This is a genomic window from Rhodococcus sp. IEGM 1305 (genome assembly GCF_030058635.1).
Classification (GTDB): Bacteria; Actinomycetota; Actinomycetes; order Mycobacteriales; family Mycobacteriaceae; genus Rhodococcus_F; species Rhodococcus_F opacus_D.
Map to the genome: position 1 here is coordinate 13,049 of NZ_JASHKX010000042.1, position 20,426 is coordinate 33,474.

The following is a 20,426-nucleotide window of genomic DNA, read 5'->3' on the forward strand; positions in this document are numbered from 1 at the left end:
CGGGGCACCATGGTTTTCACCAGTCGGCGAAAAAGTTGAACCGCAGGAGGTAAGTCAACACTCGAACGCCGCATGAAGAGAACACCTCACCGGAACCCGAACCCGGTGAGGTGTTTTCGTCTGTTCTGCCGGGCGGGTCAGAACTCCATGCCCGCGTCGGCGCCCATCTGCATGGTGGTGTTTCCGCCGTCGAGGGATTCCCGGATGATGTCGGCGTGACCGGAATGGTGGCCGGTCTCCCGGATGATGTGGAGCAGGGTGCGGCGGATCGTCCACCACTGCCGCTCGGGTGCCCAGGGTGCGGTGGGCAGTGGGACGAGCACGTCCAGGTCGTCGAGGCCGGCCACGGCGGCCTCCGTCGCGCGGGCCACTTCGGCGTACTCGGCGAGCAGTCCCTCGAGGGTTTCGTCTTCGCGCATGTAGTACTTCTCCATCGCCCACTCCATGTCGAACTCCGCGTTCTCGTCCGGCTCGAGAATGGTTTCGACCCAGTGCTTTTCCGTGTGGGACACGTGCTTGATCAGTCCGCCGAGCGTCAGGTCGCTGACGGTCGAACGTTGCCGTGCCTGTGCGTCGTCGATGTCGCGGACGGTGATCAACAGGGTGGCTCGCTGCTCCTGCAGGATCTGGAGGAGGTCGGCGCGCTCACCGGTGGCCGGGGACTTCTGCGAAGTGGTCATGAGAAGAACAATAGAAGCGATTGAGGTCAGAAACGGTCCTCATTAGGAAGGCCTTCTCAGGGTTTTTCTCGGGGTCCAAGTTGGGTGCCTTCCTGGATGTGTGGAAAGCGCGCGCCGCGAAGGATTCTCGGTATGAACTTCGACTCTCCGGGACCGGCACCCCGGTCTTCGCACCGACGCGTATGGCCCAGCGTTCTCGGCGGCATGGTGTCGCCCGTCCTCGTCGCCGTCACGGTGGGAGTCGGCACGTTCGCGTACGCCTCGACCGCCGCCGAGAGCGATACCGGCGGGCAGATGGAATTCCGGCGAGCCCTGACGATTCCGCCGCTCGCGCCGGGTGTTGCGGGCCCCGATTTGGGTACCCCCACGGTGACGCGCCATACCGATATCGCCGGGTCGAGCCGGATCGGCGCGGGCGAACCCGCGATGCCCCACCAGCCCGCACCCGGGTGACCCCGCTCGGTTCTCTCTTCTGGGTCCGCCCAGCCCACCGATGATCAGCCCACCGATGAAAGGAATCATCATGATCCGCACGACGATGACCGCACTGGCAGCCGTGGCTCTCGTGTTCGGCGCCGCGTCCGTGACCCAGACCGCTGCCGCCCACCCGGCCTGCAACTCCTCCTACGAGGGCACGACCAACGACGAGTACGATCCGGACCCCGACTTCACGGGGACGACCAACGACGAGTACGACCCCGATCCAGAGTATTCGGGTACGTCCAACCGCGAATACGACCCCGACCCGGAGTTCCACGGCAGTACCGATCCGTGCCAGGTGTGAGTCCGGTCAGCGGTTCCGGCGCAGCCACGGAGACACACCGGGAGCGAACAGGGCGAGCACTCCCACCGCGACGAGGGCGCTGTAGGCGAGCGGCGCCCACTGCAGCACACCGGCGGTCGCGTCACCGGCGTCGGACAGCAGGGTCCACAGGCCCACTCCGCCGGCGACGCTGAGGACGCCGACGACCGCGAGGGTGATCTGGCCCGCCGGTTTCCGGGCGCGCAGGAGTTGTATGCCCAGCAGTCCGAGGAGGATCAGGACGACGGCGATGGCGCCGCTGGCGATCAGCGTCAGGTTCACCGTGTCGGTGATGTCCGTCGCGGAATCGCCGGGATTGTCGGCGGCGACCGACGCCTCGAGGGCGTCGCGGACCGCGCCGAGGTCGAGCGCGATGGCGCCGGCGATTCCGGCGAGAACGACGAACGATCCCACCCAGGCGGACAGCGACACCGCGACGGCCTTCGGGGTGGCATCGGTGGGGGTGGCGCGCAGCGGGGTGACCGCGAACTCCGGACGCGGCGGTACGGGTCGCGGCGGTTCGGGCCGGCGTGGCGGCTGTTCGGGTGTCGTCACGCTGCGATCCTATCGACCTGCCGTACCGTGGCGTGCCGACGCGCGGGTCCGCGTCGGCGGCCCCGAAGCAAGGCCTCGAAACACGGCGCCGAAAAAGATGTGGGCATCCGGGAACAAATCTCCGCACCCCTCCGTTGAGCCTTACGACAACATGAGCGTGCAAGACTCAAGTTCGAATTGACTCCCGACGGTGTCGGAGTGCAAACTTGAGCGGAGGGCGCTCACCAAGCGCCAACATCGCAGTTCAGTAATGAAAAACCTGCCCACAGGACTGCAAAACGAAAGTGAGGAACACTATGGCTCGTGCCGTCGGTATCGACCTCGGTACAACGAACTCGGTCGTGTCTGTGCTGGAAGGCGGCGAGCCCGTAGTGGTCGCCAACGCCGAAGGTTCACGCACCACCCCGTCGATCGTCGCCTTCGCCAAGAACGGTGAGGTGCTGGTCGGCCAGCCCGCGAAGAACCAGGCCGTCACCAACGTCGACCGCACCATCCGCTCCGTCAAGCGCCACATCGGCACCGACTGGAACGTGGAGATCGACGGCAAGAAGTACACGCCCCAGGAGATCAGCGCGCGCACGCTCATGAAGCTGAAGCGCGACGCCGAGGCGTACCTGGGTGAGGACATCACGGACGCCGTGATCACCGTCCCCGCGTACTTCGAGGACGCCCAGCGTCAGGCCACGAAGGAAGCCGGCCAGATCGCCGGTCTCAACGTCCTGCGCATCGTCAACGAGCCCACCGCGGCCGCACTGGCCTACGGCCTGGACAAGGGCGACAAGGAACAGACCATCCTGGTCTTCGACCTCGGTGGCGGCACCTTCGACGTCTCCCTGCTCGAAATCGGCGACGGCGTCGTCGAAGTCCGGGCCACGTCCGGCGACAACCACCTCGGTGGTGACGACTGGGACGAGCGGATCGTCACGTGGCTCGTCGACAAGTTCAAGGCTCAGAACGGCATCGATCTGACCAAGGACAAGATGGCCCTGCAGCGTCTCCGTGAGGCTGCCGAGAAGGCCAAGATCGAACTGAGCTCCTCGCAGAGCACGTCGATCAACCTGCCCTACATCACCGTCGACGCGGACAAGAACCCGCTGTTCCTCGACGAGCAGCTGTCCCGCAGCGAGTTCCAGAAGATCACGTCCGATCTCCTCGACCGCACCCGCGCGCCGTTCCAGGCCGTGATCAAGGACAGCGGCATCGCCGTCAAGGACATCGACCACGTCGTGCTCGTCGGTGGTTCCACCCGTATGCCCGCCGTCTCCGATCTGGTTCGCGAGCTGACCGGTGGCCGTGAGCCCAACAAGGGCGTCAACCCGGACGAGGTCGTCGCCGTCGGCGCCGCCCTGCAGGCCGGTGTCCTCAAGGGCGAGGTCAAGGACGTGCTGCTCCTCGACGTCACCCCGCTGTCCCTCGGCATCGAGACCAAGGGTGGCGTGATGACCAAGCTCATCGAGCGCAACACCACCATCCCGACCAAGCGTTCCGAGACCTTCACCACGGCTGACGACAACCAGCCCTCGGTGCAGATCCAGGTGTTCCAGGGTGAGCGCGAAATCGCCTCGCACAACAAGCTGCTCGGCTCGTTCGAGCTGGCCGACCTGCCGCCCGCCCCGCGTGGCGTGCCGCAGATCGAGGTCACCTTCGACATCGACGCCAACGGCATCGTGCACGTGACCGCCAAGGACAAGGGCACGGGCAAGGAGAACACGATCAAGATCCAGGACGGCTCCGGTCTGTCCAAGGAAGAGATCGAGCGGATGGTCAAGGACGCCGAGGCTCACGCCGAGGAAGACAAGGCCCGCCGCGAAGAGGCCGAGGTGCGCAACCAGGCCGAGTCGCTGGTGCACCAGACCGAGAAGTTCATCAAGGACAACGAGGACAAGGTGCCCGCCGACGTCAAGGAGAAGGTCGAGGCTGCCATCAAGGAAGCCAACGACGCTCTCGCAGGCACCGACATCGCGGCCGTCAAGACCGCGGTCGAGAAGCTGGCCACCGAGTCGCAGGCCCTCGGCCAGGCGATCTACGAGGCCAGCGCCGCTGAGGAAGCCGCCAACACCGACGGCTCCGGCGCGAATGGTGCCGACGACGTCGTCGACGCCGAGGTCGTGGACGAGCCGTCCGACTCGGAGAAGAAGTGACGTCCGACAACACCGAGCAGGAACCGGTCACTTTCGTGGACAAGCGGAAGATCGACCCCGAGACCGGTCGGACACGGGACGCGGAGCCGGTAGTGGAGCCCCTCGCGGGCACCGCTGCCGCACCGCAGCCCGGCTCGGTGGACGAAGGGGCCCTGCCGGAGACGGCAGCTCCGGAGACGGACGAGTTGGCGGAGCGCACCGCCGACCTGCAGCGACTGCAGGCGGAGTACGCCAACTACCGCCGCCGCGTCCAGCGCGACAAGCAGGCCGACATCGCGAACGCCAAGGCGTCCGTCGTCGGTGAGCTCATCGCGGTGCTGGACGACCTCGACCGTGCACGCAGCCACGGCGACCTCGACTCGGGGCCGCTGAAGGGTGTGGCGGACAAGCTCACCGGCACCCTCACGTCGCTCGGCCTGAGCGAGTTCGGCGCCGAGGGCGACGCATTCGATCCGGCGCTGCACGAGGCAGTGCAGCACGAGGGCGAGGGTCACGACCCCGTTCTCGGCACAGTGATGCGAAAGGGCTACAAATTCGGTGATCGCGTCCTGCGGCATGCGATGGTAGCTGTGATCGATCGCGCAGGCGATGCCGGCGCGAACACCTCCGACGAGGCGGCGAAGCCCGCCGAGTCGGAACAAGAGTAAGAGCGAGAGGAGGAGACGCCCAGTGAGCCAACGGGAGTGGATCGAAAAGGACTTCTACAAGGAGCTGGGCGTCTCGTCCCACGCATCCGCGGACGAGATCAAGAAGGCGTACCGCAAGCTCGCCCGCGACCTTCATCCCGACGCGAACCCCGGCGACACGAAGGCCGAGGAGCGTTTCAAGTCCGTCAGCGAAGCACACGCCGTGCTCTCGGACCCTGCCAAGCGCAAGGAATACGACGAGGCCCGGCGACTGTTCGCGAGCGGCGGTTTCGGACAGGGCGGCGGCGGATTCAACCCCGGAGCCGGCGGTTTCGGCCAGGGCGGATTCGACATCAACGACCTGTTCGGTGGCGGCGGCGCGGCGGCCGGTGACGGCGGCCTCGGCGACATCTTCGGTGGCCTGTTCAATCGCGGCGCCGGTGGCGGCGGCGCGACCCGCACGACCAACCGTCCCCGTCGCGGCAGCGACGTCGAGACGGAGACGACCCTCGAATTCCGTGAAGCCACGCTGGGCGTCACGGTTCCGCTGCGGCTGACCAGTCCGTCGCCGTGCACCACCTGCCACGGCAGCGGTGCCAAGCCGGGAACCAGCCCGCGAGTCTGCCCGCGCTGCAACGGGACCGGAATCGTCAGCCGCAACCAGGGCGCGTTCGGGTTCAGTGAGCCGTGCGACGACTGCCGCGGCACCGGCTCCATCATCGACTCGCCGTGCGAGGTGTGCCACGGCAACGGCGTCACCAACCGGACCCGCACCATCACCGTCCGCGTCCCCGCGGGTGTCAGTGACGGACAGAAGATCCGGCTGGCAGGCCAGGGTGAAGCGGGCCTGCGCGGCGCACCGTCCGGCGACCTGTTCGTCACGGTCCGGGTGCGTCCCGACAAGGTGTTCGGCCGCAACGGCGACGACCTCACCCTCGTCGTCCCCGTCAGTTACGGTGAGCTCGTGCTCGGAACCACCGTCTCCGTCCCCACCTTGGAGGGGCGTGTCGGTGTGAAGATTCCGGCGGGCACCGCCGACGGCCGGGTTCTGCGGGTGCGCGGCCGAGGCGTCCCCAAGCGTGCCGGTGGCGCCGGTGACCTACTGGTCACGGTCAAGGTCGCCGTTCCGCAGAAGCTCGACGACCCGGCCACCGAAGCATTGAAGACCTATCTGGAAGCAGAGAAGGCCAGCGGATTCGATCCGAGGGCCGGGTGGGCGGGTGCTTGATGAGCGATACGACCCAGGATCCACGCGAGAGCGCCGTTGATCCGGACGCCCAGATCTTCGTGATCTCGGTGGCCGCGGAACTCGCCGGCATGCATGCGCAGACGTTGCGCAACTACGACCGGCTCGGTCTCGTCACCCCGCACCGCACGTCCGGTGGCGGGCGACGGTACTCGCCGCGGGATGTGGCGTTGCTCCGCGAGGTGCAACGCCTCTCGCAGGACGAGGGCGTCAACCTCGCCGGGATCAAGCGGATCATCGAACTCACCAACCAGGTGGAGGCTCTGCAGCACCGGGTTCGCGAGCTGGCCGAGGAGATCGCGAAGATTCATGCCGGGTACCGGCGTGACCTCGTTCCGATCCCGCGGAGCAACGCCCTCGTCGTGTGGAAACCGCGGCACCAGCGCTGACCCGGCGATCTCTCGGGTGAACCGAACCGATGTCGCACTGGTCCTGTCGGAGTGAACCAGTGCGACATCGGGCCCCAACCCCCGGCTTATCGGTCGCGGTTGCCCCAGCGGGGCCCGCGGCGGGTGCGTGATCGCGGAATGTTCATCTCCTCGAGGCGTGCCTTGATCTCCTCGGTGGTCCACATCGTGCGGGAGACGGTGGGGGTGGGGGTCTCGGTGACGTGCATGATCATGTTCTCCGGCTTTCGTCGAGTGTTCGGTGGACGGTCGGGATCGTCTGTCAGGGGTGCCCGTACAGGTGGTAGCCGGCGTTCATGTTCGGGTAGCCCGAGTCGATCCAGCTGCTGATGCCGTAGGCGTGGCCGTAGTTGGCGTCGACGCGAGTTCCGTCCACGTCGGTCGTGTTGCTGTAGTTGTCGGCGCGGAACACAGCCTGGGCACCGCCGGGGAGCGAGTACGTGGCGTCCACCTCGACGCCGTTCGGGTCGGTGGAGAATGCCTTCACGATCTGGCTGCTGTGCGGGGCGAGGTAGTCCGACGGCGCCTGAATCCACTGCCCGTAGGGGTTCGACGAGCCCGCGAGGACCATCGGCAGATCGGTGTCGTTGCTGATCGTCATCGCGATCGTGGGTCCCGACGTCGGCATCGTGCCCGCGGTGGCAACCCCGGCGGCGGCGATGGCGAATCCGGTGACGGCCACTGCGGTGGCGGGCAGTGCGATGAAGAATGCGACGCGGCGGCGGGCGGTGGTGCGCATGATGGCTTCTCCTGGGTTCTGGAACTTCGGGGGTCTGACGCTTCGGGGGGAACGTCTGGGGCCGTGGGGGTTTCGGTTTCCGATCTCCCCGTTTTCCGGTGTGCATCAACTATGTCGCGAATGCGCGCCGTCGTCTGTCCACCGACAGGACGGAGGGCGGGATGAATCCGGTGTCCACCGATCGGGGGACAGCGGGGTCGCGAAGTGCTCCGCGCGGGCCTGCTCTCGTGAGAAAGTGAGCAATGGACTTCGCCGGAGTCGCTTCGCCTCGGACCGCGCCGTGAGCGCCGTGCGTGTGGTGGTGGGCGACGACCACCCGATCTTTCGGGACGGTGTCGTCCGTGCGCTCCTCGCGAGTGGCGACATCGAGGTGGTCGGCGAGGCGGACGACGGTGCGGCGGCGCTCGCCCTGATCCGCGAACTCGCCCCCGACGTCGCACTGCTCGACTATCGGATGCCGGAGCTGGACGGTTCCCAGGTGGCGGCGGCCGTCCGACGAGCCGAACTCGCCACGCGGGTGCTGCTGCTGTCGGCGCACGACGAGTCCGCGATCGTCTACCACGCGCTGCAGGAGGGGGCAGCGGGGTTTCTGCCCAAGGAATCGACTCGGGCGGAGATCGTGAAAGCCGTCCTGGACTGTGCACAGGGCCGCGACGTCCTTCCCGCCTCCCTCGCCGTCGGACTGGCCGGCGAGGTGCGTCGTCGCAGTGAACCGGTCGGGCCGGCGCTGAGCGGCCGGGAGAAGGAAGTGCTGGCGCTCATTGCGCGCGGCCAGAGCATTCCCACGATCGCCGGTGAGCTGTATCTGGCGCCGTCGACGGTCAAGACCCATGTCCAGCGCCTCTACGAGAAGCTCGGGGTGAGCGACCGCGCGGCCGCGGTGGCCGAGGCGATGCGACGCGGCTTGCTGGAGTGACGTGCCGCTTCCGTCCCAGAGTCGCGTAGTTCGTCGTTACAGCACCGAGGCGGTCCGGGTGACCGCCATACTCCGGTTACCGCTGATCGGTCTGATGGCGCTGCTCGGGCCGGTGATCCGCGTGACGCACTGGCAACCCGACGTCTTCGCGGGTCTGCTGATCGGGTATGCGGCGGTCGCTCTCGGCTGGCTGATCTTCGTCCTGGTGCGGGACGTCGGACCGTGGGCGGGCTGGGTGTCCACGGCCGCGGACGTCACCGCGGTAGTGGCGTTGTGCGTCGTCTCCGGCGGCGCGACGTCGGTGCTGCTGCCGGTGTTCTTCCTGTTGCCGATCTCGGTGGCGTTCCAGTACCGGCCGCGTCTGACGGCGATCGTCGGCGTCTGCACCGCCGTCGGGTACCAGGTGGTGTGGATCGTCTACTCCAAGCGCGACGACGCAGTCGGCTTCCCCGACGAGGTGTACCTCTACTTCGGGTTCCTGTTGTGGCTCGCGGCCGCGACGACGGCGTTGTCGTACGTGCTGGTCCGGCGCTCTGCGACGGTGATCTCGCTGATGGATGTGCGCAGGCAGCTGATCGCCGAATCGATGGGGGCCGAGGAACGCGAGCGACGGCAACTGGCCGAGGACCTCCACGACGGGCCCCTGCAGAATGTCCTGGCCGCCCGGCTGGACGTGGAGGAGGCCCTGGAGCGAAACCCGGACGACATGCTCGTCGCCGCAGAGTCCGCCCTCCGCGAGACGGCGGCGCAATTGCGGTCCACGGTCACCACACTGCATCCGCAGGTCCTCGCGCAGCTGGGCCTCACCGCGGCGCTGCGCGAGCTCACGGATCTCTACGCCCGGCGGGGGTTCGAGATGTCGGTGAGCCTCGACGACGTCGGTCACCCCGACTGCCAGGAGCTGCTCTACCGGGTGGCGCGGGAACTGCTCACCAACGTGACCAGACATGCCCGCGCCACGACGATCGAATTCGCACTCACCCGCGCCGACGGGCGGACCACGCTGACGGTCGCCGACGACGGCGCCGGTTTCGATCCGGCCGTCGTCCCGGAACGGGTGGCGCAGGGGCACATCGGGCTGGCGTCGCACATCGTGCGGGTCGAAAGCCTCGGCGGCACCTTCGACGTCACGTCCTCACCCGGATCGGGCACCCGCGTGGTGGTGACGGTGCCGGACTCGCGCTGACGGCGCTGGGCGGTTGACGTGTTCGCTGACGGGTAATCGGGGACCAGTCGATCGCGAAGGAAGGGCAGAGCAATGGGTACGCGCGAGTCGTCCCGGACGAAGTCGCCGGTTCAGATCGCCGCGCTCGTCGTGGGTGCGGTATTCCTCCTGGTCGGGATCCTGGGTTTCGTTCCCGGCATCACGACCGACTACGACCTGCTCGGCGGCGCCGGGCACCATTCGGGCGCGAAACTGCTGGGGATATTCCAGGTTTCGGTGCTGCACAACGTCGTTCACCTGATTTTCGGCGTCGCCGGCATCGCATTCGCCAGGACAGTGCAGACTGCGCGCCTGTACCTGATCGTCGGCGGTGTGGTCTATCTCGTGCTGTGGATTTACGGACTGGTGATCGACCAGGCCAGTGCGGCGAACTTCGTGCCGGTCAACACGGCAGACAATTGGCTGCACTTCGCACTCGGCGCCGCAATGGTCGCGCTCGGATTCTTCACGGCGCGGGTCGGGTCGTCGCCCGCAACGGACCCGACCCGACCGCACTCGCCGATGGACTAGTCACTGCGGGTGGCGGCCCTCGGCGAATTCCTCGACGATCTTCGCGCAGAACGCGGGCAGGTCGTCGGGGTTGCGGCTCGACACCAACCCGTTGTCGACCACCACTTCCTCGTCGACCACGGTTCCGCCCGCGTTGCGGATATCCGTGCGCACGCTGGGATACGACGTGAGAGTGCGGCCGCGGACGACGTCGGCCTCGACCAACGTCCACGGTCCGTGGCAGATCACGCCCACCGGTTTGCCCGAAGCGACGAAGTCACGGACGAAGGCGACGGCGGACGCGTCCATCCGGAGGTGGTCGGGGTTCGTGGTGCCGCCGGGCAGGATCAATGCGTCGAAGTCGGCGACCGCCACGTCGCCGACGACGGCGTCGACGGCGTAGGTGCCTGCCGCGTTCACGTCCGAGTTCATGGCCTGGATCTTGCCGGGGGACAACGAGATCAGCCGGACCTCCGCGCCGGCGTCCTCCACGGCCTTCCGGGGTTCGACGAGTTCGACTTCCTCGACGCCGTGGGTGGCCAGGATCGCGACCTTCCGGCCGCGAAGTGTCTCTGCCGATGTCATGGGCACTTCCTTCCTTTCGTGAGAACAAGCGACGGGTACCCAGATGGCCCGCGGCCAATCGGGTGGGAATCAGAGTCGTCGGAGATCGGTGGTTGCGGGGCCCTCGAGAAGTGTTCCGCCGGCAGTGAATCGGGACCCGTGCAGCGGGCAGTCCCACGACGCCTCCGCATCGTTCCAGCGGAGCACACCACCGAGGTGCGGGCAGACGGCGCAGACGCGCTCGGTGTGACCGTTCGAGGTGTACTCGCCGACGGGCAGCAGACCCTCTCGCACGATGCGTGCCCGGCCCTTCCCGCGTTGCCGCCCCACGAGTGCGTCGCCCCAGCCCGCAGCCATCTCCCTCGCCACCTCGCCGTTCGCCTTCACTACCGCGGGAAGGTCGAAAAGCTGCGTCGGCGAATAGCTCTGGAAGGCCTCCGCCCACCGCATGTGGCCACCGAGAATGCGTCCGGCGAGCGCAAGAGCGGCGGCGACGCCGTTCGAGAGTCCCCACTTTCCGTAGCCGGTCGCGACGAGAATGCCGTCGCTGCCCGGAACCAGTGGGCCGACATAGGGAAGCGCGTTCAGCGAGGAGTAGTCCTGCGCCGACCAGCGGTGGGTCGGCGTCGCCCCGGGAAAGTGGCGGCCGGTCCAGGCCAGCAGATCGTCGACCGCGGCCTGCGGCGACGTGCTTCGGCCCACGTCGTGACCGTTGCCGCCGACGACCAGAACACGACCGTCGTCGGCCGGGCGCAACGACCGGGTGGGCTGATCGGCGGTCAGGTACATGCCGCCGGGAGCACCGCCCGGCACCCGGAACGCCGCCGCATACGATCGTTCCGCCTTCAGCCGGGCGAAGAATCCTCCGCGATCGAGGATCGGAGTTCCCGTCGCGAGAACCACGCGTCGGGCTTCGATGTCGCCGTCCGGCGTCGACAGGACGTGGAATCGCACCAGCGTCCGGACCGCCGTCACACGACGGTGCTCGAACACGTCGCCGCCGTGCGTGATCACGTCGCGGGCCACCGTGTGGAGAACGGGCATCGGGTCCAGGAACGCCTGGTCGTCGATTGTGACGGCGTCGACGTGGGGCACCGGGATGTCGAGTTCCGGCACCAGTCGGACGGGCAGGCCCGCTGATCGGGCGGCCGTGTACTGAGCGCGCACCGCGTCGGTGCCGGACTCGGTCTGCGCGAACGTGAAATCCGATGCCGTGCCCACGGGAATCTCGCGATCGCGACAGTACCGGAGCAGCCACTGCTGGCCCTCCAGATTTCCCTCGACGTACGAGCGCAGGATGTGCACCGCGTGGCGTCGGCCGATCTCGGCGAGCCGGGTCCCCTGCAGCACACTGACCTTGCCTGTGGTGTTCCCCGTCGTGACGGCGCCGATGGTCCGCGCTTCCACGACGGCGACGTGTTGTCCCGCGCGGGCGAGCAGCAACCCGAGGATCAGTCCGGTCACCCCCGCGCCCACCACCACGGTGTCGTACCGTCCGCGTTCGTCCCACGACCGCCCGGTGACCGCACCGCGGTGCCCAGCGACGTGATCGAGCCACAGAGAAGGCATTACGGCTTCAGGAGAATCTTCACAGCGCCGTCTTCCTTCTTCTGGAAGATCTCGTACGCGTGCGGGGCGTGGTCCAGTGGCAGTTCGTGAGTGGCGAACGTGTCGACGCCCAAGGGGTCGGCGTCGGTGAGCAACGGCAGGATGTCCGGGACCCACCGCTTCACGTTGGCCTGGCCCATCCGCAGCTGAATCTGTTTGTCGAACAGGGTGAGCATAGGTATCGGGTCGGCCATTCCGCCGTACACCCCGATGAGCGAGAGGGTGCCGCCGCGGCGCACGATGTCGATGGCCGCGTACAGCGCGTGCAGCCGGTCGATTCCCGCCGTCGACATCAGCGGGCCCGCGATGGCGTCGGGCAGGAGAGACGTGACCTGCTGCAAAAGTTTCGCGCCGGGGGAGCCGTGCGCTTCCATGCCGACGGCGTCGATGACGGAATCGGGGCCGCGGCCGCCGGTCATCTCCCGGATCACGTCGCCGAGTTCGCCCTCGGTGTCGGTCAGGTCGACCGTCTCGATGTGCCGCGCCTGCGCGCGGGCGAGACGCTCGGGCACGAGATCCACGCCGATGACACGAAAACCCTTGTGCGCAGCGATGCGTGCCGCCATGTCGCCGATCGGTCCGAGCCCGAGAACGACGACGGAACCGCCGTCGGGGATGTCCGCGTACTCGACGGCCTGCCACGCCGTCGGCAGCACGTCGGACAGATACACGAAGCGCGAATCCGGTGGACCTTCGGGAACCGTGATGTGCGTGTTCTTCACGTGCGGCACCCGAAGATACTCGGCCTGGCCGCCGGGAACGCTCCCGTACAGTTTCGAATACCCGAACAGCGCCGCACCCATACCCTCGTCCCGGATCTGGGTGATCTCGCACTGGGTGAACAGCTTCCGATCGCACATGTGGCAACTGCCGCAGGATATCTGGAACGGGATCACCACCCGGTCGCCGACCTTCACCTCGGTCACCTCGGAGCCCACCTCGCGCACGATGCCCATCGGTTCGTGGCCGAGGATGTCGCCCTCGCTCATGAACGCGCCGAGCACCTCGTACAGGTGGAGGTCGGAGCCGCAGATGTTGGTGGTGGTGATCTCGACGATCGCGTCAGTCTTCTGTTCGATTACGGGGTCGGGGACGGTGTCGACGCTGACCTTCCGCTTGCCCTGCCACGTCACGGCTCTCATCAGGCTCTCCGGTTCGCCTTCTCGATCGCGTCGACGAGTTCGTCCTTGGTCATGGTGGACCGGCCGAGTATGTCGAGCCGCTGAGCGATGTGCAGGAGGTGGTCCTTGCTCGCGTTGGCGTCGACGCCCTCGGCCGTCTCACCGGACGCGTTCGGGCCGCCGCTCTTCGCGCGCTCGTCCGAGGGGCCCTTCTCGTCCTTGGCCTCCCAGTGGTCCCCGACCTTCTCGTAGCTGTGTTTGAGGGCGTCGTACGCGACGCGATGCGCCCGTTCCTCGTCCCCGTACTGATCCATTGCGGAGTCGTACACCTTGGCGAACGTGCGCTGCGCCTTCTCGGACGACTTCTTCAGCGTCTCGGGGAGCTCGCTCTTCTTCGGCTTGCCGCTGTCGGTGGTCTTCGGCACGGAAATCCTCCTCGGGTGTAGAGGTGCCCGTTCGGACGATTACCCGACTCTCGGAGATCTATGCGAGCGGGGGAGGAACTCGACCGGGCGCGGAGACCAACGCCTGCTCGAGCAGTTCCAGGGCACGGTCGGTCGTTGCGGTCACGACGTCCTGCGGTTCACCGGCGAATCGGTGCATCTCGGTGTCGATACGGCCGTGGGTGAAGAGTCCGAACCAGACGGTCCCCGGCGGTTGCCCGTCCTGAGGGTCGGGGCCGCCCGCACCGGTCACCGCGACGGCGATGTCGGCTCCGAGCAGTTCCGCGACCGCTCCGGCCATCGCGCGGGCACTGGCCTCACTGACGACGGGACCGTCCGGCACCTTCAGCACCCGGTGCTTCACTTCGCTGGAATACGCGACCACGCTGCCCCGATACCAGTCGGAGGAGGCGGGCGCCGCGCCGAGAATGGACGAGATCTGTCCGGCGGTGAGCGATTCCGCCGTTGCGAGGAAGACGTGCGCGCTCTGGGCAGCGGTCGAGATCCGTTCTGCGATTCGGTCCTGCGGACTCATGGACCTCACGTTATCGGACGCGTTCCGGCGCGGAGTTGCCGTCGGCACCGCGCGCCAGGTGGAACAGGTTTCAGTTTTTCCGGTTTCCGGTTAGGGTGTCGGTGACCCAGGACACAGAAAATCCAGGCCGCCGGACCACGCGCCTCGGCGTCGCGGGAGTAGAAGGATTACAGATGACCGACGAGTTCGCAGATCTGCATCGACCCGCCTTCGCTGCAGACCTCCTCATCACTGCACTGGAACGCAACTCCGACAAGCCGGCGCTCTACCTCGGCGACGTCGTCCTCACCGGCGGTGAGATGCGCGATCAGATCAGTTGCTTTGCGCAGGCACTGGCTTCACTCGGAATCGGTAAGGGCACGAGCACCGCCATGCTGTCCAAGAACAGGCCCGAAGTGCTCATCAGCATGGGCGCCACCATGATCTCCGGATGCCGCGCCAGCGCGCTGAACCCGATGGGCTCGCTCGACGACCATCTGTACATCGTCGACGACGCCGAGATCCAGACGTTGATCTTCGATCCCACCGCCTTCGAGGAGCGCGCCGCCGAACTGGTGGCGCAGTCGCCGTCGATCGAGAACGTGTTGTCGTTGGGGCCGTCCGAAGTCGGCACCGACATTCTCGCACTCGCCGAGACGTTCACCCCGCAACGCCTGCGGGCGGCGGACGTGGCCGCCGACGACAACAGCAGCATGGTCTACACCGGCGGCACCACCGGCAAGCCGAAGGGCGTCGTCGGCTCCTACCAGTCCGGCGCGACGCTCAATCAGATTCAGATGGCCGAATGGCAGTGGCCCGACGAACCGCGATTCCTCATCTGCACGCCGCTGTCGCACGCCGGCGCCGCCTTCTTCATCCCGACCCTGCTGCGTGGTGGCGCGCTGATCGTGCTGCCCGCGTTCGAGCCCGGTGCCGTCCTCGAGGCGATCGAGAAGCACAAGATCTCGGCCACGATGCTCGTCCCCACCATGATCTACCTGCTGATGGATCACCCCGACCTGCCGAAGCGGGACGTGTCCAGCCTGCAGACGCTGTTCTACGGCGCCTCGGCGATGTCGCCGGCCCGGTTGAAGGAGGGCATCGAGAAGTTCGGCCAGATCTTCTTCCAGTTCTACGGCCAGACCGAATGCGGAATGACCATCGCGGTGCTGCGGAAGGAAGAGCACCTGGCGGACGATCCCAGCCGGCTCGCGACGTGCGGGCGTCCCGTGCCCTGGTTGAACGTCGCCCTGCTCGACGACGACCTGAACGAGGTGCCGCAGGGTGAGCTCGGCGAGATCTGCGTCCGCGGCCCGCTGGTCATGAAGGGGTACTGGAAGAAGCCCGCCGAGACCGCCGAGGCGTTCCGCGGGGGCTGGCTGCACACGGGCGACGTCGCGCGCAAGGACAAAGACGGATTCATGACGATCGTCGACCGCAAGAAGGACATGATCGTCACCGGCGGCTTCAACGTGTTCCCCAGGGAGGTCGAGGACGTCATCTCGGCGCATCCTGCCGTCGGCTCGGTCGCGGTGGTCGGCGTTCCGGACGAGAAGTGGGGCGAGGCCGTCAAGGCGTGCGTGGTGTTGCGGGCCGGGCAGACGGTCGACGCCGCCGAACTCGTCGAACGGGTGCGCGCCGCGAAGGGATCGGTGCACGCCCCCAAGTCGATCGACTTCGTCGACGCACTGCCGCTGACCCCGCTCGGCAAACTGGACAAGAAGGCGCTGCGCTCCCGGTACTGGGAAAGTGCAGACCGAGCGGTCGGATAGCACGACCAGGGCCGGAAAGAAGGGACCTGGTCTGCGGCGTGGCGTCCGCGCCTATAGTCTGCCCAAGTACTTCGCGGCGGGGCCGCGTTCAGTCGGTGACGAGGATGCGCGGTGGATTCACAGGCAATATCGCTGGTCCGGTCGAGTTTCAAGGCTATCGCGGCGGTGCCGGACGGGCCTCAGACTCTGTCCCGGTCCTTCTATGCGCTGCTGTTCGCGCGGTATCCCGACGCCCGGGACTTCTTCCCCGCGGCCATGGACGAGCAACGCGACCGGTTGATCTCCGCCGTCCAGTACGTGATCGAACGGCTCGAGGAGGAATCCGGGCAGATCCTCGCCTACCTCGCCCAGCTCGGCCGGGACCACCGCAAGTACGGAATCGAGGACGCGCACTACGTCGCCGTCGGCAACTCCCTGATCGCCGCGGTCGAACAGTTCCCCTCGACCGAGCCGTGGACCGACGAACTCGAGCAGGCGTGGCGCGACGTCCTCTCGGTCGTCGCCGCCACCATGATGGATGCGGCCAACGCCGAGAGCGGCCCGCCGGCGTGGGGTGCGACCGTGATCGAGCACCTGCAGGTCCGCAAGGACGTGTCGATCGTCCGCCTGCAACTCGACGAGCCGATGGCCTACACCGCCGGCCAGTACGTGAGCGTGCAGGTGCCGTCGCGTCCCCGGATGTGGCGGTACCTGTCGCCGGCGAACCCCGCCAACGACCAGGGCATCATCGAGTTCCACGTCCGCCGGGTGTCGGGCGGCTGGGTCAGCCCCGCCATCGTCAGCCAGACCCTCGTGGGCGAGCGGTGGGTGATCGGATCCCCGCTCGGCGACCTGGGAGTCCGCTACGACAACGGTCGCGACATTCTCATGATCGGATCGGGGACGGGCATCGCCCCGCTGCGCGCGCAGATCCTGCAGATGTCGCAACGCGGCCAAGACCGCCGCGTCCACCTCTTCTTCGCCGGCCGGTACCCCTGCGACCTCTACGACCTGGGCACCCTGTGGGCGCTCGCGGAGCAGAACCCGTGGCTGACCGTCGTCCCGGTCACCGAGGAGGACGAGGACCCCTGGTGGTACACCGGGCCGAGCAGCGCCGCGTTGCCCGGCATGCACCGCCGGCTGACCGGCAAAGTGGGGCAGGTCGTCGCCGACTTCGGGACGTGGGCCGAGCGCGACATCCAGCTCGTCGGCTCCGAGGCGATGATCAACACCACCAAGTTCCGGCTGCACGCCGCGGGCACTCCGCCGGAAAACATCCGGCACGACCCGTCCTACTGACCCGAAGGCTCAGTACGGGTCGAACTGAATGTTCTCCGTGGGGGTCCCGGTGTCGCGGAGACGGTCGAGGGTGGCACGGACCATCGCCGCCGACCCGCACACCAGCACCTGGTGCTCGGTGAACGCGCCGTAGGACGTCACGACGTCGGGCAGTGAGCCCTCGATGAGATCGTCCTCGGTGAACCCCACATCCACTCTGGTGCGCTCGTACCATTCGTCGGTCCAGTCCGGATTCACGACGTTCTCCACCACCGGAATGACGGTGAGCCACGGCAGATCCTGCAGCAGCAGGTAGAGCATGTCCGACGCGTACAGATCGCGCGGCGTCCGATCGCCCGTGAACAGGAACACCCGCGGCGGATTCGGCTTGCGCGACAGGTCCAGCAGGATCGACCGGAACGGGGCCAGGCCGGTGCCGCCGGCGATCATGATGACGTCCGGCCCGTCCTCGTCGACGGACATCGTGCCGCGCGGCTCGAGGATCTGCCACTGGTCGCCGGGCGAGGTTCCCGTGACGATGTCGCCGCTGACCCAGCCGCCGGGAACCGTCCGGACGTGGAATTCGAGCTTGCCGTCCAACGACGGCGGCAGGGCGGGGGAGAGTCTGCGCAGCAGCCGACGGTTCTGGGGCACGCTCACGTCCACGTACTGCCCCGGCACGAACGGGACGTAATCACCAACGAGGCGGATCACGGCGAGGTCGTGCCGCAGACGGTGATGCTCGACGACGGTGCTGGTCCAGGTGGTCTGCGTGGCTTGCATGGCGTGATGCTCTCCCGACGGTCGAACCGGATGGCGGATGGGCGGGGACGGGCTGCGGAACTAGATCAGGGGGTCGTGCCGGATCAGTTCGGGCGGCGTACCGCCGCCCTGCAACGCGTACACGGTGGTCTTGATCATCGCCGGCGAACCGGAGATCTGGATCTGCCGGTCCGCCCACGACCCGAACCGGGCGACGACGCGGCCGAGCTGCCCCTGGAGGCGTTGATGCAACCCCGGCGGCGCCTCCGGAGCGGGAATCGTGTGCCACCACGGGTCCTCGTCCTCCTCGGACACGGGAACCACGGTCAACCACGGATTGCTCAGCGACAGGTGCCACAGGGTCTCGATGTCGTACAGATCGCACGGGTACTTGCCACCCACGAACATGTGGACCCGCGGATTGTTCGACCGCATCGCCATTTCCATCACCTGCGCGCGCAGCGGCGCGATGCCCGTTCCCGAACCGATCATCAGGACGTCCTGCCCGCTGTCGCGGTCGACCTCGAGCCCACCGAGCGGGGAGCTGAGCAGCCACCGGTCGCCCACCTGCGTCTCGTTCACGATGGCGGGGCTCACCCACCCACCCGACACGCGGCGCACGTGGAACTCGAGCTGTCCGTACGGGTTGGCGGGAATGGCCGCCGACAGATATCGCCACATCCGAGGCCGTTGCGGGATCTGAACGCTGAGGTACTGGCCCGCACCGTAGGGGATGGGGGAGTCGGTCTCGAGACGGACGATCGCGAGGTCGTCGAGGCGGCGTTCGTGATCGACCACGGTGGCGCCCCACGCGGCGGGCAGGTCGTCGGTGTCCGCGGCGTCGGCCATCGTGTGGAGGAGGAGGTCGAGCAGTTCCGTCCAGGCCGCGGTCAGCGAGGGCGTCCAGATGGCCTGGGTGAAGGAACTCTGCACCGAAACCAGCAGCGCATTGCCCGACGCGAAGTAGTGCCTGCCCTCGACGCCGTACTTGCGGTGGTCACGGCCGAGCTGGCTCAGGAAACCGAGGACCCGGCCCTCGTCGTCGAGGTTGTCGATGACGAACTGCAGCGCCTGGAACAGGCGGTGGCCCTGCTGATCCAGCGCAGGCGGGAAGAGCGCGCGGAATTCGGGGTGTTCGGCGAACAGGGTGGCGTAGAACGTGGTGGTGAGCCGGTTGCGTCCGTGTTCGGTGGACACGATCGACGAAAAGCTGGCGCGTAGACGCGAAATCACGAGCGGATCGAGGCAATCTCGTGTCAAGCCGTCCCCTGCCTCCGTGCCTGCTGATTCGAACACCCGCATTCTAGCCGTCCCGCGCGCGGACCCGGGGTTACGGCAACGGCCGGCTGGGCGTTCGCCCCCGGTATTTCGGTGGGTCGCCATTGAGCTGTGACCACCGGCAAGGCACGATGCATCCAGTAAACAGGCGGCGTTACCGAGGGGGGCCCATGAGAGTTGGCTGTGCGCGGGATCGGGGTCGGTTTCGTCCGGGGATGGCCAGTTCGGTTCGGATTCGCCGGACCGCCGCGGTCGTGACGGCCGTGACGCTGACGGTGATCAGCGGCGGAAGCGTCGTCTCGGCGGAACCACGGACGACGATCGAGTCGATCTCGGCCGACGAGGCGCCCGACGGTTCGCGGTTGATCGAAGTCACCCCGGTGGGCGAATCGCAGATGAACTTCACCGTCCACTCGACCGCCATGGACAAGGACATCACCGTCCGGGTCATCCGGGCCGCGTCGGAGAAGCGTCCCACCGTCTACATGCTCGGTGGCGTCGAGGGGAACTCCGAGCAGTTCGGCTGGGAGCAGAAGGCGGACGTCGAGAAGTTCTTCTCCGACAAGGACGTCAACGTGGTCATCCCGTTCGGTGGCCAGTCCAGTTACTACGCGGACTGGAAGCAGGACGATCCCGAGCTCGGGCGGAACAAGTGGCAGACGTTCCTGACGAAGGAACTACCGCCCATCGTCGACTCGGCGCTCGAGACGACCGGGAAGAACGCCATCGCCGGGCTGTCCATGTCGGCCACCAGCGTCCTCAACCTCGCGATCTCCAAGCGGGGGCTGTATCAAAGCGTCGGGGCGTACAGCGGGTGCGCGATGACGAGCGACCCGGTGGCGCGCCGGTTCGTCGAGATCACGGTGTCGGACTTCGGCGGCAACCCCGAGAATATGTGGGGTGCGGCCAACGATCCGCTGTGGGCCGCGAACGATCCGTACGTCAACGCCGAGAAGCTCCGGGGGACCACCCTCTACATCTCCAACGGCAGCGGGCTGCCGGGACCGTACGACACCCTCGACGCCCGGACCGTCGGCGGCGACCGTCGCAACCTTGCGACGCAGGTCGTGGTGGGTGGTGTCATCGAGGCCGTCACCAACGACTGCACGATGCGGCTGGCCGAGAAACTCCGCGCCCTGGACATTCCGGCCACGGTCGACCTCCGGCCGGTCGGAACGCACTCGTGGGGGTACTGGCGCGACGACCTGTCCGCGTCCTGGCCGACTATGGCGACCGCGATCGGGGCCTGACATCCCGCCCCGCGAAGCGTTGCGGGGCGAG

General features: G+C 67.3%; 23 protein-coding genes. 12 read left to right on the forward strand and 11 right to left on the reverse strand.

Features of this window, described 5'->3' with window-relative positions:
• Window positions 1-137: 137 nt before the first annotated feature.
• Entirely contained in the window at window positions 138-680 is a 543-nt protein-coding gene (locus QM693_RS32310; protein WP_280780856.1) for a DinB family protein, read from the reverse strand.
• A gap of 132 nt (window positions 681-812) precedes the next feature.
• Here QM693_RS32310 and QM693_RS32315 point away from each other — a divergent pair, with 132 nt between their 5' ends.
• Both QM693_RS32315 and QM693_RS32320 read left to right on the forward strand, forming a co-directional pair.
• Entirely contained in the window at window positions 813-1,133 is a 321-nt protein-coding gene (locus QM693_RS32315) for a hypothetical protein (protein WP_283354374.1), read from the forward strand.
• Window positions 1,134-1,203: 70 nt separating this feature from the next.
• A complete protein-coding gene (locus QM693_RS32320; RefSeq protein ID WP_005238337.1) occupies window positions 1,204-1,464 on the forward strand; it encodes a hypothetical protein in 261 nt (86 codons plus the stop codon).
• A 6-nt stretch (window positions 1,465-1,470) separates the two neighbouring features.
• On the opposite strand, the gene QM693_RS32325 is transcribed toward QM693_RS32320, so the two are convergent.
• The gene (locus QM693_RS32325) at window positions 1,471-2,037 is read right to left on the reverse strand and encodes a hypothetical protein (RefSeq protein WP_280780858.1); all 567 of its coding nucleotides are present in this window, start codon (window positions 2,035-2,037) and stop codon (window positions 1,471-1,473) included.
• Between the two features lie 296 nt (window positions 2,038-2,333).
• On the opposite strand from QM693_RS32325, the gene dnaK reads away from it, so the two are divergent.
• The 4 genes from dnaK to QM693_RS32345 are packed head-to-tail and all read left to right on the forward strand — an operon-like array spanning window position 2,334 to window position 6,439.
• Window positions 2,334-4,178, forward strand: coding sequence for a molecular chaperone DnaK (gene dnaK / locus QM693_RS32330; RefSeq protein ID WP_009478758.1), 1,845 nt, complete (start codon window positions 2,334-2,336; stop codon window positions 4,176-4,178).
• Complete coding sequence (grpE, locus tag QM693_RS32335; protein ID WP_009478759.1) at window positions 4,175-4,825, forward strand: nucleotide exchange factor GrpE; 651 nt, start codon at window positions 4,175-4,177, stop codon at window positions 4,823-4,825. Before dnaK ends, grpE begins: the two co-directional genes overlap by 4 nt.
• A 22-nt stretch (window positions 4,826-4,847) precedes the next feature.
• Window positions 4,848-6,032 (forward strand): molecular chaperone DnaJ, encoded by a 1,185-nt coding sequence (dnaJ, locus tag QM693_RS32340; protein ID WP_005238348.1) that lies wholly within the window; start codon window positions 4,848-4,850, stop codon window positions 6,030-6,032.
• Window positions 6,032-6,439 (forward strand): heat shock protein transcriptional repressor HspR, encoded by a 408-nt coding sequence (locus QM693_RS32345; RefSeq protein ID WP_011597686.1) that lies wholly within the window; start codon window positions 6,032-6,034, stop codon window positions 6,437-6,439. Before dnaJ ends, QM693_RS32345 begins: the two co-directional genes overlap by 1 nt.
• 86 nt (window positions 6,440-6,525) lie before the next feature.
• Here QM693_RS32345 and QM693_RS32350 read toward each other — a convergent pair whose 3' ends face one another.
• Entirely contained in the window at window positions 6,526-6,672 is a 147-nt protein-coding gene (locus QM693_RS32350; protein WP_009478761.1) for a hypothetical protein, read from the reverse strand.
• Between the two features lie 47 nt (window positions 6,673-6,719).
• The gene (locus QM693_RS32355; protein WP_280780859.1) at window positions 6,720-7,196 is read right to left on the reverse strand and encodes a hypothetical protein; all 477 of its coding nucleotides are present in this window, start codon (window positions 7,194-7,196) and stop codon (window positions 6,720-6,722) included.
• 289 nt (window positions 7,197-7,485) lie between these two features.
• Here QM693_RS32355 and QM693_RS32360 point away from each other — a divergent pair, with 289 nt between their 5' ends.
• The 3 genes from QM693_RS32360 (at window position 7,486) to QM693_RS32370 (ending at window position 9,847) form a co-directional block, all read left to right on the forward strand.
• Window positions 7,486-8,112: a response regulator gene (locus QM693_RS32360; protein WP_025432069.1), complete on the forward strand. Its 627-nt coding sequence runs from the start codon at window positions 7,486-7,488 to the stop codon at window positions 8,110-8,112.
• Window position 8,113: 1 nt separating this feature from the next.
• Window positions 8,114-9,298, forward strand: coding sequence for a sensor histidine kinase (locus tag QM693_RS32365; RefSeq protein ID WP_283354375.1), 1,185 nt, complete (start codon window positions 8,114-8,116; stop codon window positions 9,296-9,298).
• A 72-nt stretch (window positions 9,299-9,370) separates the two neighbouring features.
• Window positions 9,371-9,847 carry a DUF4383 domain-containing protein gene (locus QM693_RS32370; RefSeq protein WP_283354376.1) on the forward strand — a complete coding sequence of 159 codons (477 nt, stop codon included), beginning with the start codon at window positions 9,371-9,373 and terminating at the stop codon, window positions 9,845-9,847.
• Here the strand turns inward: QM693_RS32370 and QM693_RS32375 are convergent, their stop codons facing one another.
• The 5 genes from QM693_RS32375 to QM693_RS32395 all read right to left on the reverse strand — a co-directional run bounded on the left by QM693_RS32375 (window position 9,848) and on the right by QM693_RS32395 (window position 14,097).
• On the reverse strand, window positions 9,848-10,411 hold the full coding sequence (locus QM693_RS32375) for a type 1 glutamine amidotransferase domain-containing protein (protein WP_283333509.1): 564 nt from the start codon (window positions 10,409-10,411) through the stop codon (window positions 9,848-9,850). It abuts the gene before it with no gap.
• 69 nt (window positions 10,412-10,480) lie between these two features.
• On the reverse strand, window positions 10,481-11,959 hold the full coding sequence (locus tag QM693_RS32380; protein ID WP_280784172.1) for an FAD-dependent oxidoreductase: 1,479 nt from the start codon (window positions 11,957-11,959) through the stop codon (window positions 10,481-10,483).
• A complete protein-coding gene (locus tag QM693_RS32385) occupies window positions 11,959-13,140 on the reverse strand; it encodes a zinc-dependent alcohol dehydrogenase (protein ID WP_283333511.1) in 1,182 nt (393 codons plus the stop codon). The genes QM693_RS32380 and QM693_RS32385 overlap by 1 nt, the downstream gene beginning before the upstream one ends.
• Window positions 13,140-13,544 (reverse strand): ChaB family protein, encoded by a 405-nt coding sequence (locus QM693_RS32390; RefSeq protein WP_283354377.1) that lies wholly within the window; start codon window positions 13,542-13,544, stop codon window positions 13,140-13,142. Before QM693_RS32390 ends, QM693_RS32385 begins: the two co-directional genes overlap by 1 nt.
• 58 nt (window positions 13,545-13,602) lie before the next feature.
• A complete protein-coding gene (locus QM693_RS32395) occupies window positions 13,603-14,097 on the reverse strand; it encodes a CinA family protein (protein WP_283354378.1) in 495 nt (164 codons plus the stop codon).
• A 173-nt stretch (window positions 14,098-14,270) separates the two neighbouring features.
• Between QM693_RS32395 and QM693_RS32400 the strand changes: the two genes are divergently transcribed.
• The gene (locus QM693_RS32400; protein WP_283354379.1) at window positions 14,271-15,848 is read left to right on the forward strand and encodes an AMP-binding protein; all 1,578 of its coding nucleotides are present in this window, start codon (window positions 14,271-14,273) and stop codon (window positions 15,846-15,848) included.
• A 111-nt stretch (window positions 15,849-15,959) separates the two neighbouring features.
• Entirely contained in the window at window positions 15,960-17,126 is a 1,167-nt protein-coding gene (locus QM693_RS32405) for an FAD-binding oxidoreductase (protein WP_280784167.1), read from the forward strand.
• Window positions 17,127-17,135: 9 nt separating this feature from the next.
• Here the strand turns inward: QM693_RS32405 and QM693_RS32410 are convergent, their stop codons facing one another.
• On the reverse strand, window positions 17,136-17,888 hold the full coding sequence (locus QM693_RS32410) for an FAD-binding oxidoreductase (RefSeq protein ID WP_283354380.1): 753 nt from the start codon (window positions 17,886-17,888) through the stop codon (window positions 17,136-17,138).
• Window positions 17,889-17,948: 60 nt separating this feature from the next.
• Window positions 17,949-19,169, reverse strand: coding sequence for a globin domain-containing protein (locus QM693_RS32415; RefSeq protein WP_283354381.1), 1,221 nt, complete (start codon window positions 19,167-19,169; stop codon window positions 17,949-17,951).
• 191 nt (window positions 19,170-19,360) lie between these two features.
• Here QM693_RS32415 and QM693_RS32420 point away from each other — a divergent pair, with 191 nt between their 5' ends.
• The gene (locus tag QM693_RS32420; RefSeq protein ID WP_283354382.1) at window positions 19,361-20,395 is read left to right on the forward strand and encodes an alpha/beta hydrolase; all 1,035 of its coding nucleotides are present in this window, start codon (window positions 19,361-19,363) and stop codon (window positions 20,393-20,395) included.
• Window positions 20,396-20,426 lie beyond the last annotated feature (31 nt).

Coding starts and splice junctions, on each gene's coding strand:
- QM693_RS32410 (WP_283354380.1), bottom strand. CDS start 17,888: ATGCAAGCCACGCAGACCACCTGGACCAGCACCGTCGTCGAGCATCAC.
- QM693_RS32420 (WP_283354382.1), top strand. CDS start 19,361: ATGGCCAGTTCGGTTCGGATTCGCCGGACCGCCGCGGTCGTGACGGCC.
- QM693_RS32380 (WP_280784172.1), bottom strand. CDS start 11,959: ATGCCTTCTCTGTGGCTCGATCACGTCGCTGGGCACCGCGGTGCGGTC.
- QM693_RS32355 (WP_280780859.1), bottom strand. CDS start 7,196: ATGCGCACCACCGCCCGCCGCCGCGTCGCATTCTTCATCGCACTGCCC.
- dnaK (WP_009478758.1), top strand. CDS start 2,334: ATGGCTCGTGCCGTCGGTATCGACCTCGGTACAACGAACTCGGTCGTG.
- QM693_RS32350 (WP_009478761.1), bottom strand. CDS start 6,672: ATGATCATGCACGTCACCGAGACCCCCACCCCCACCGTCTCCCGCACG.
- QM693_RS32385 (WP_283333511.1), bottom strand. CDS start 13,140: ATGAGAGCCGTGACGTGGCAGGGCAAGCGGAAGGTCAGCGTCGACACC.
- QM693_RS32400 (WP_283354379.1), top strand. CDS start 14,271: ATGACCGACGAGTTCGCAGATCTGCATCGACCCGCCTTCGCTGCAGAC.
- QM693_RS32315 (WP_283354374.1), top strand. CDS start 813: ATGAACTTCGACTCTCCGGGACCGGCACCCCGGTCTTCGCACCGACGC.
- QM693_RS32370 (WP_283354376.1), top strand. CDS start 9,371: ATGGGTACGCGCGAGTCGTCCCGGACGAAGTCGCCGGTTCAGATCGCC.
- QM693_RS32415 (WP_283354381.1), bottom strand. CDS start 19,169: ATGCGGGTGTTCGAATCAGCAGGCACGGAGGCAGGGGACGGCTTGACA.
- QM693_RS32320 (WP_005238337.1), top strand. CDS start 1,204: ATGATCCGCACGACGATGACCGCACTGGCAGCCGTGGCTCTCGTGTTC.
- QM693_RS32375 (WP_283333509.1), bottom strand. CDS start 10,411: ATGACATCGGCAGAGACACTTCGCGGCCGGAAGGTCGCGATCCTGGCC.
- QM693_RS32310 (WP_280780856.1), bottom strand. CDS start 680: ATGACCACTTCGCAGAAGTCCCCGGCCACCGGTGAGCGCGCCGACCTC.
- QM693_RS32345 (WP_011597686.1), top strand. CDS start 6,032: ATGAGCGATACGACCCAGGATCCACGCGAGAGCGCCGTTGATCCGGAC.
- QM693_RS32395 (WP_283354378.1), bottom strand. CDS start 14,097: ATGAGTCCGCAGGACCGAATCGCAGAACGGATCTCGACCGCTGCCCAG.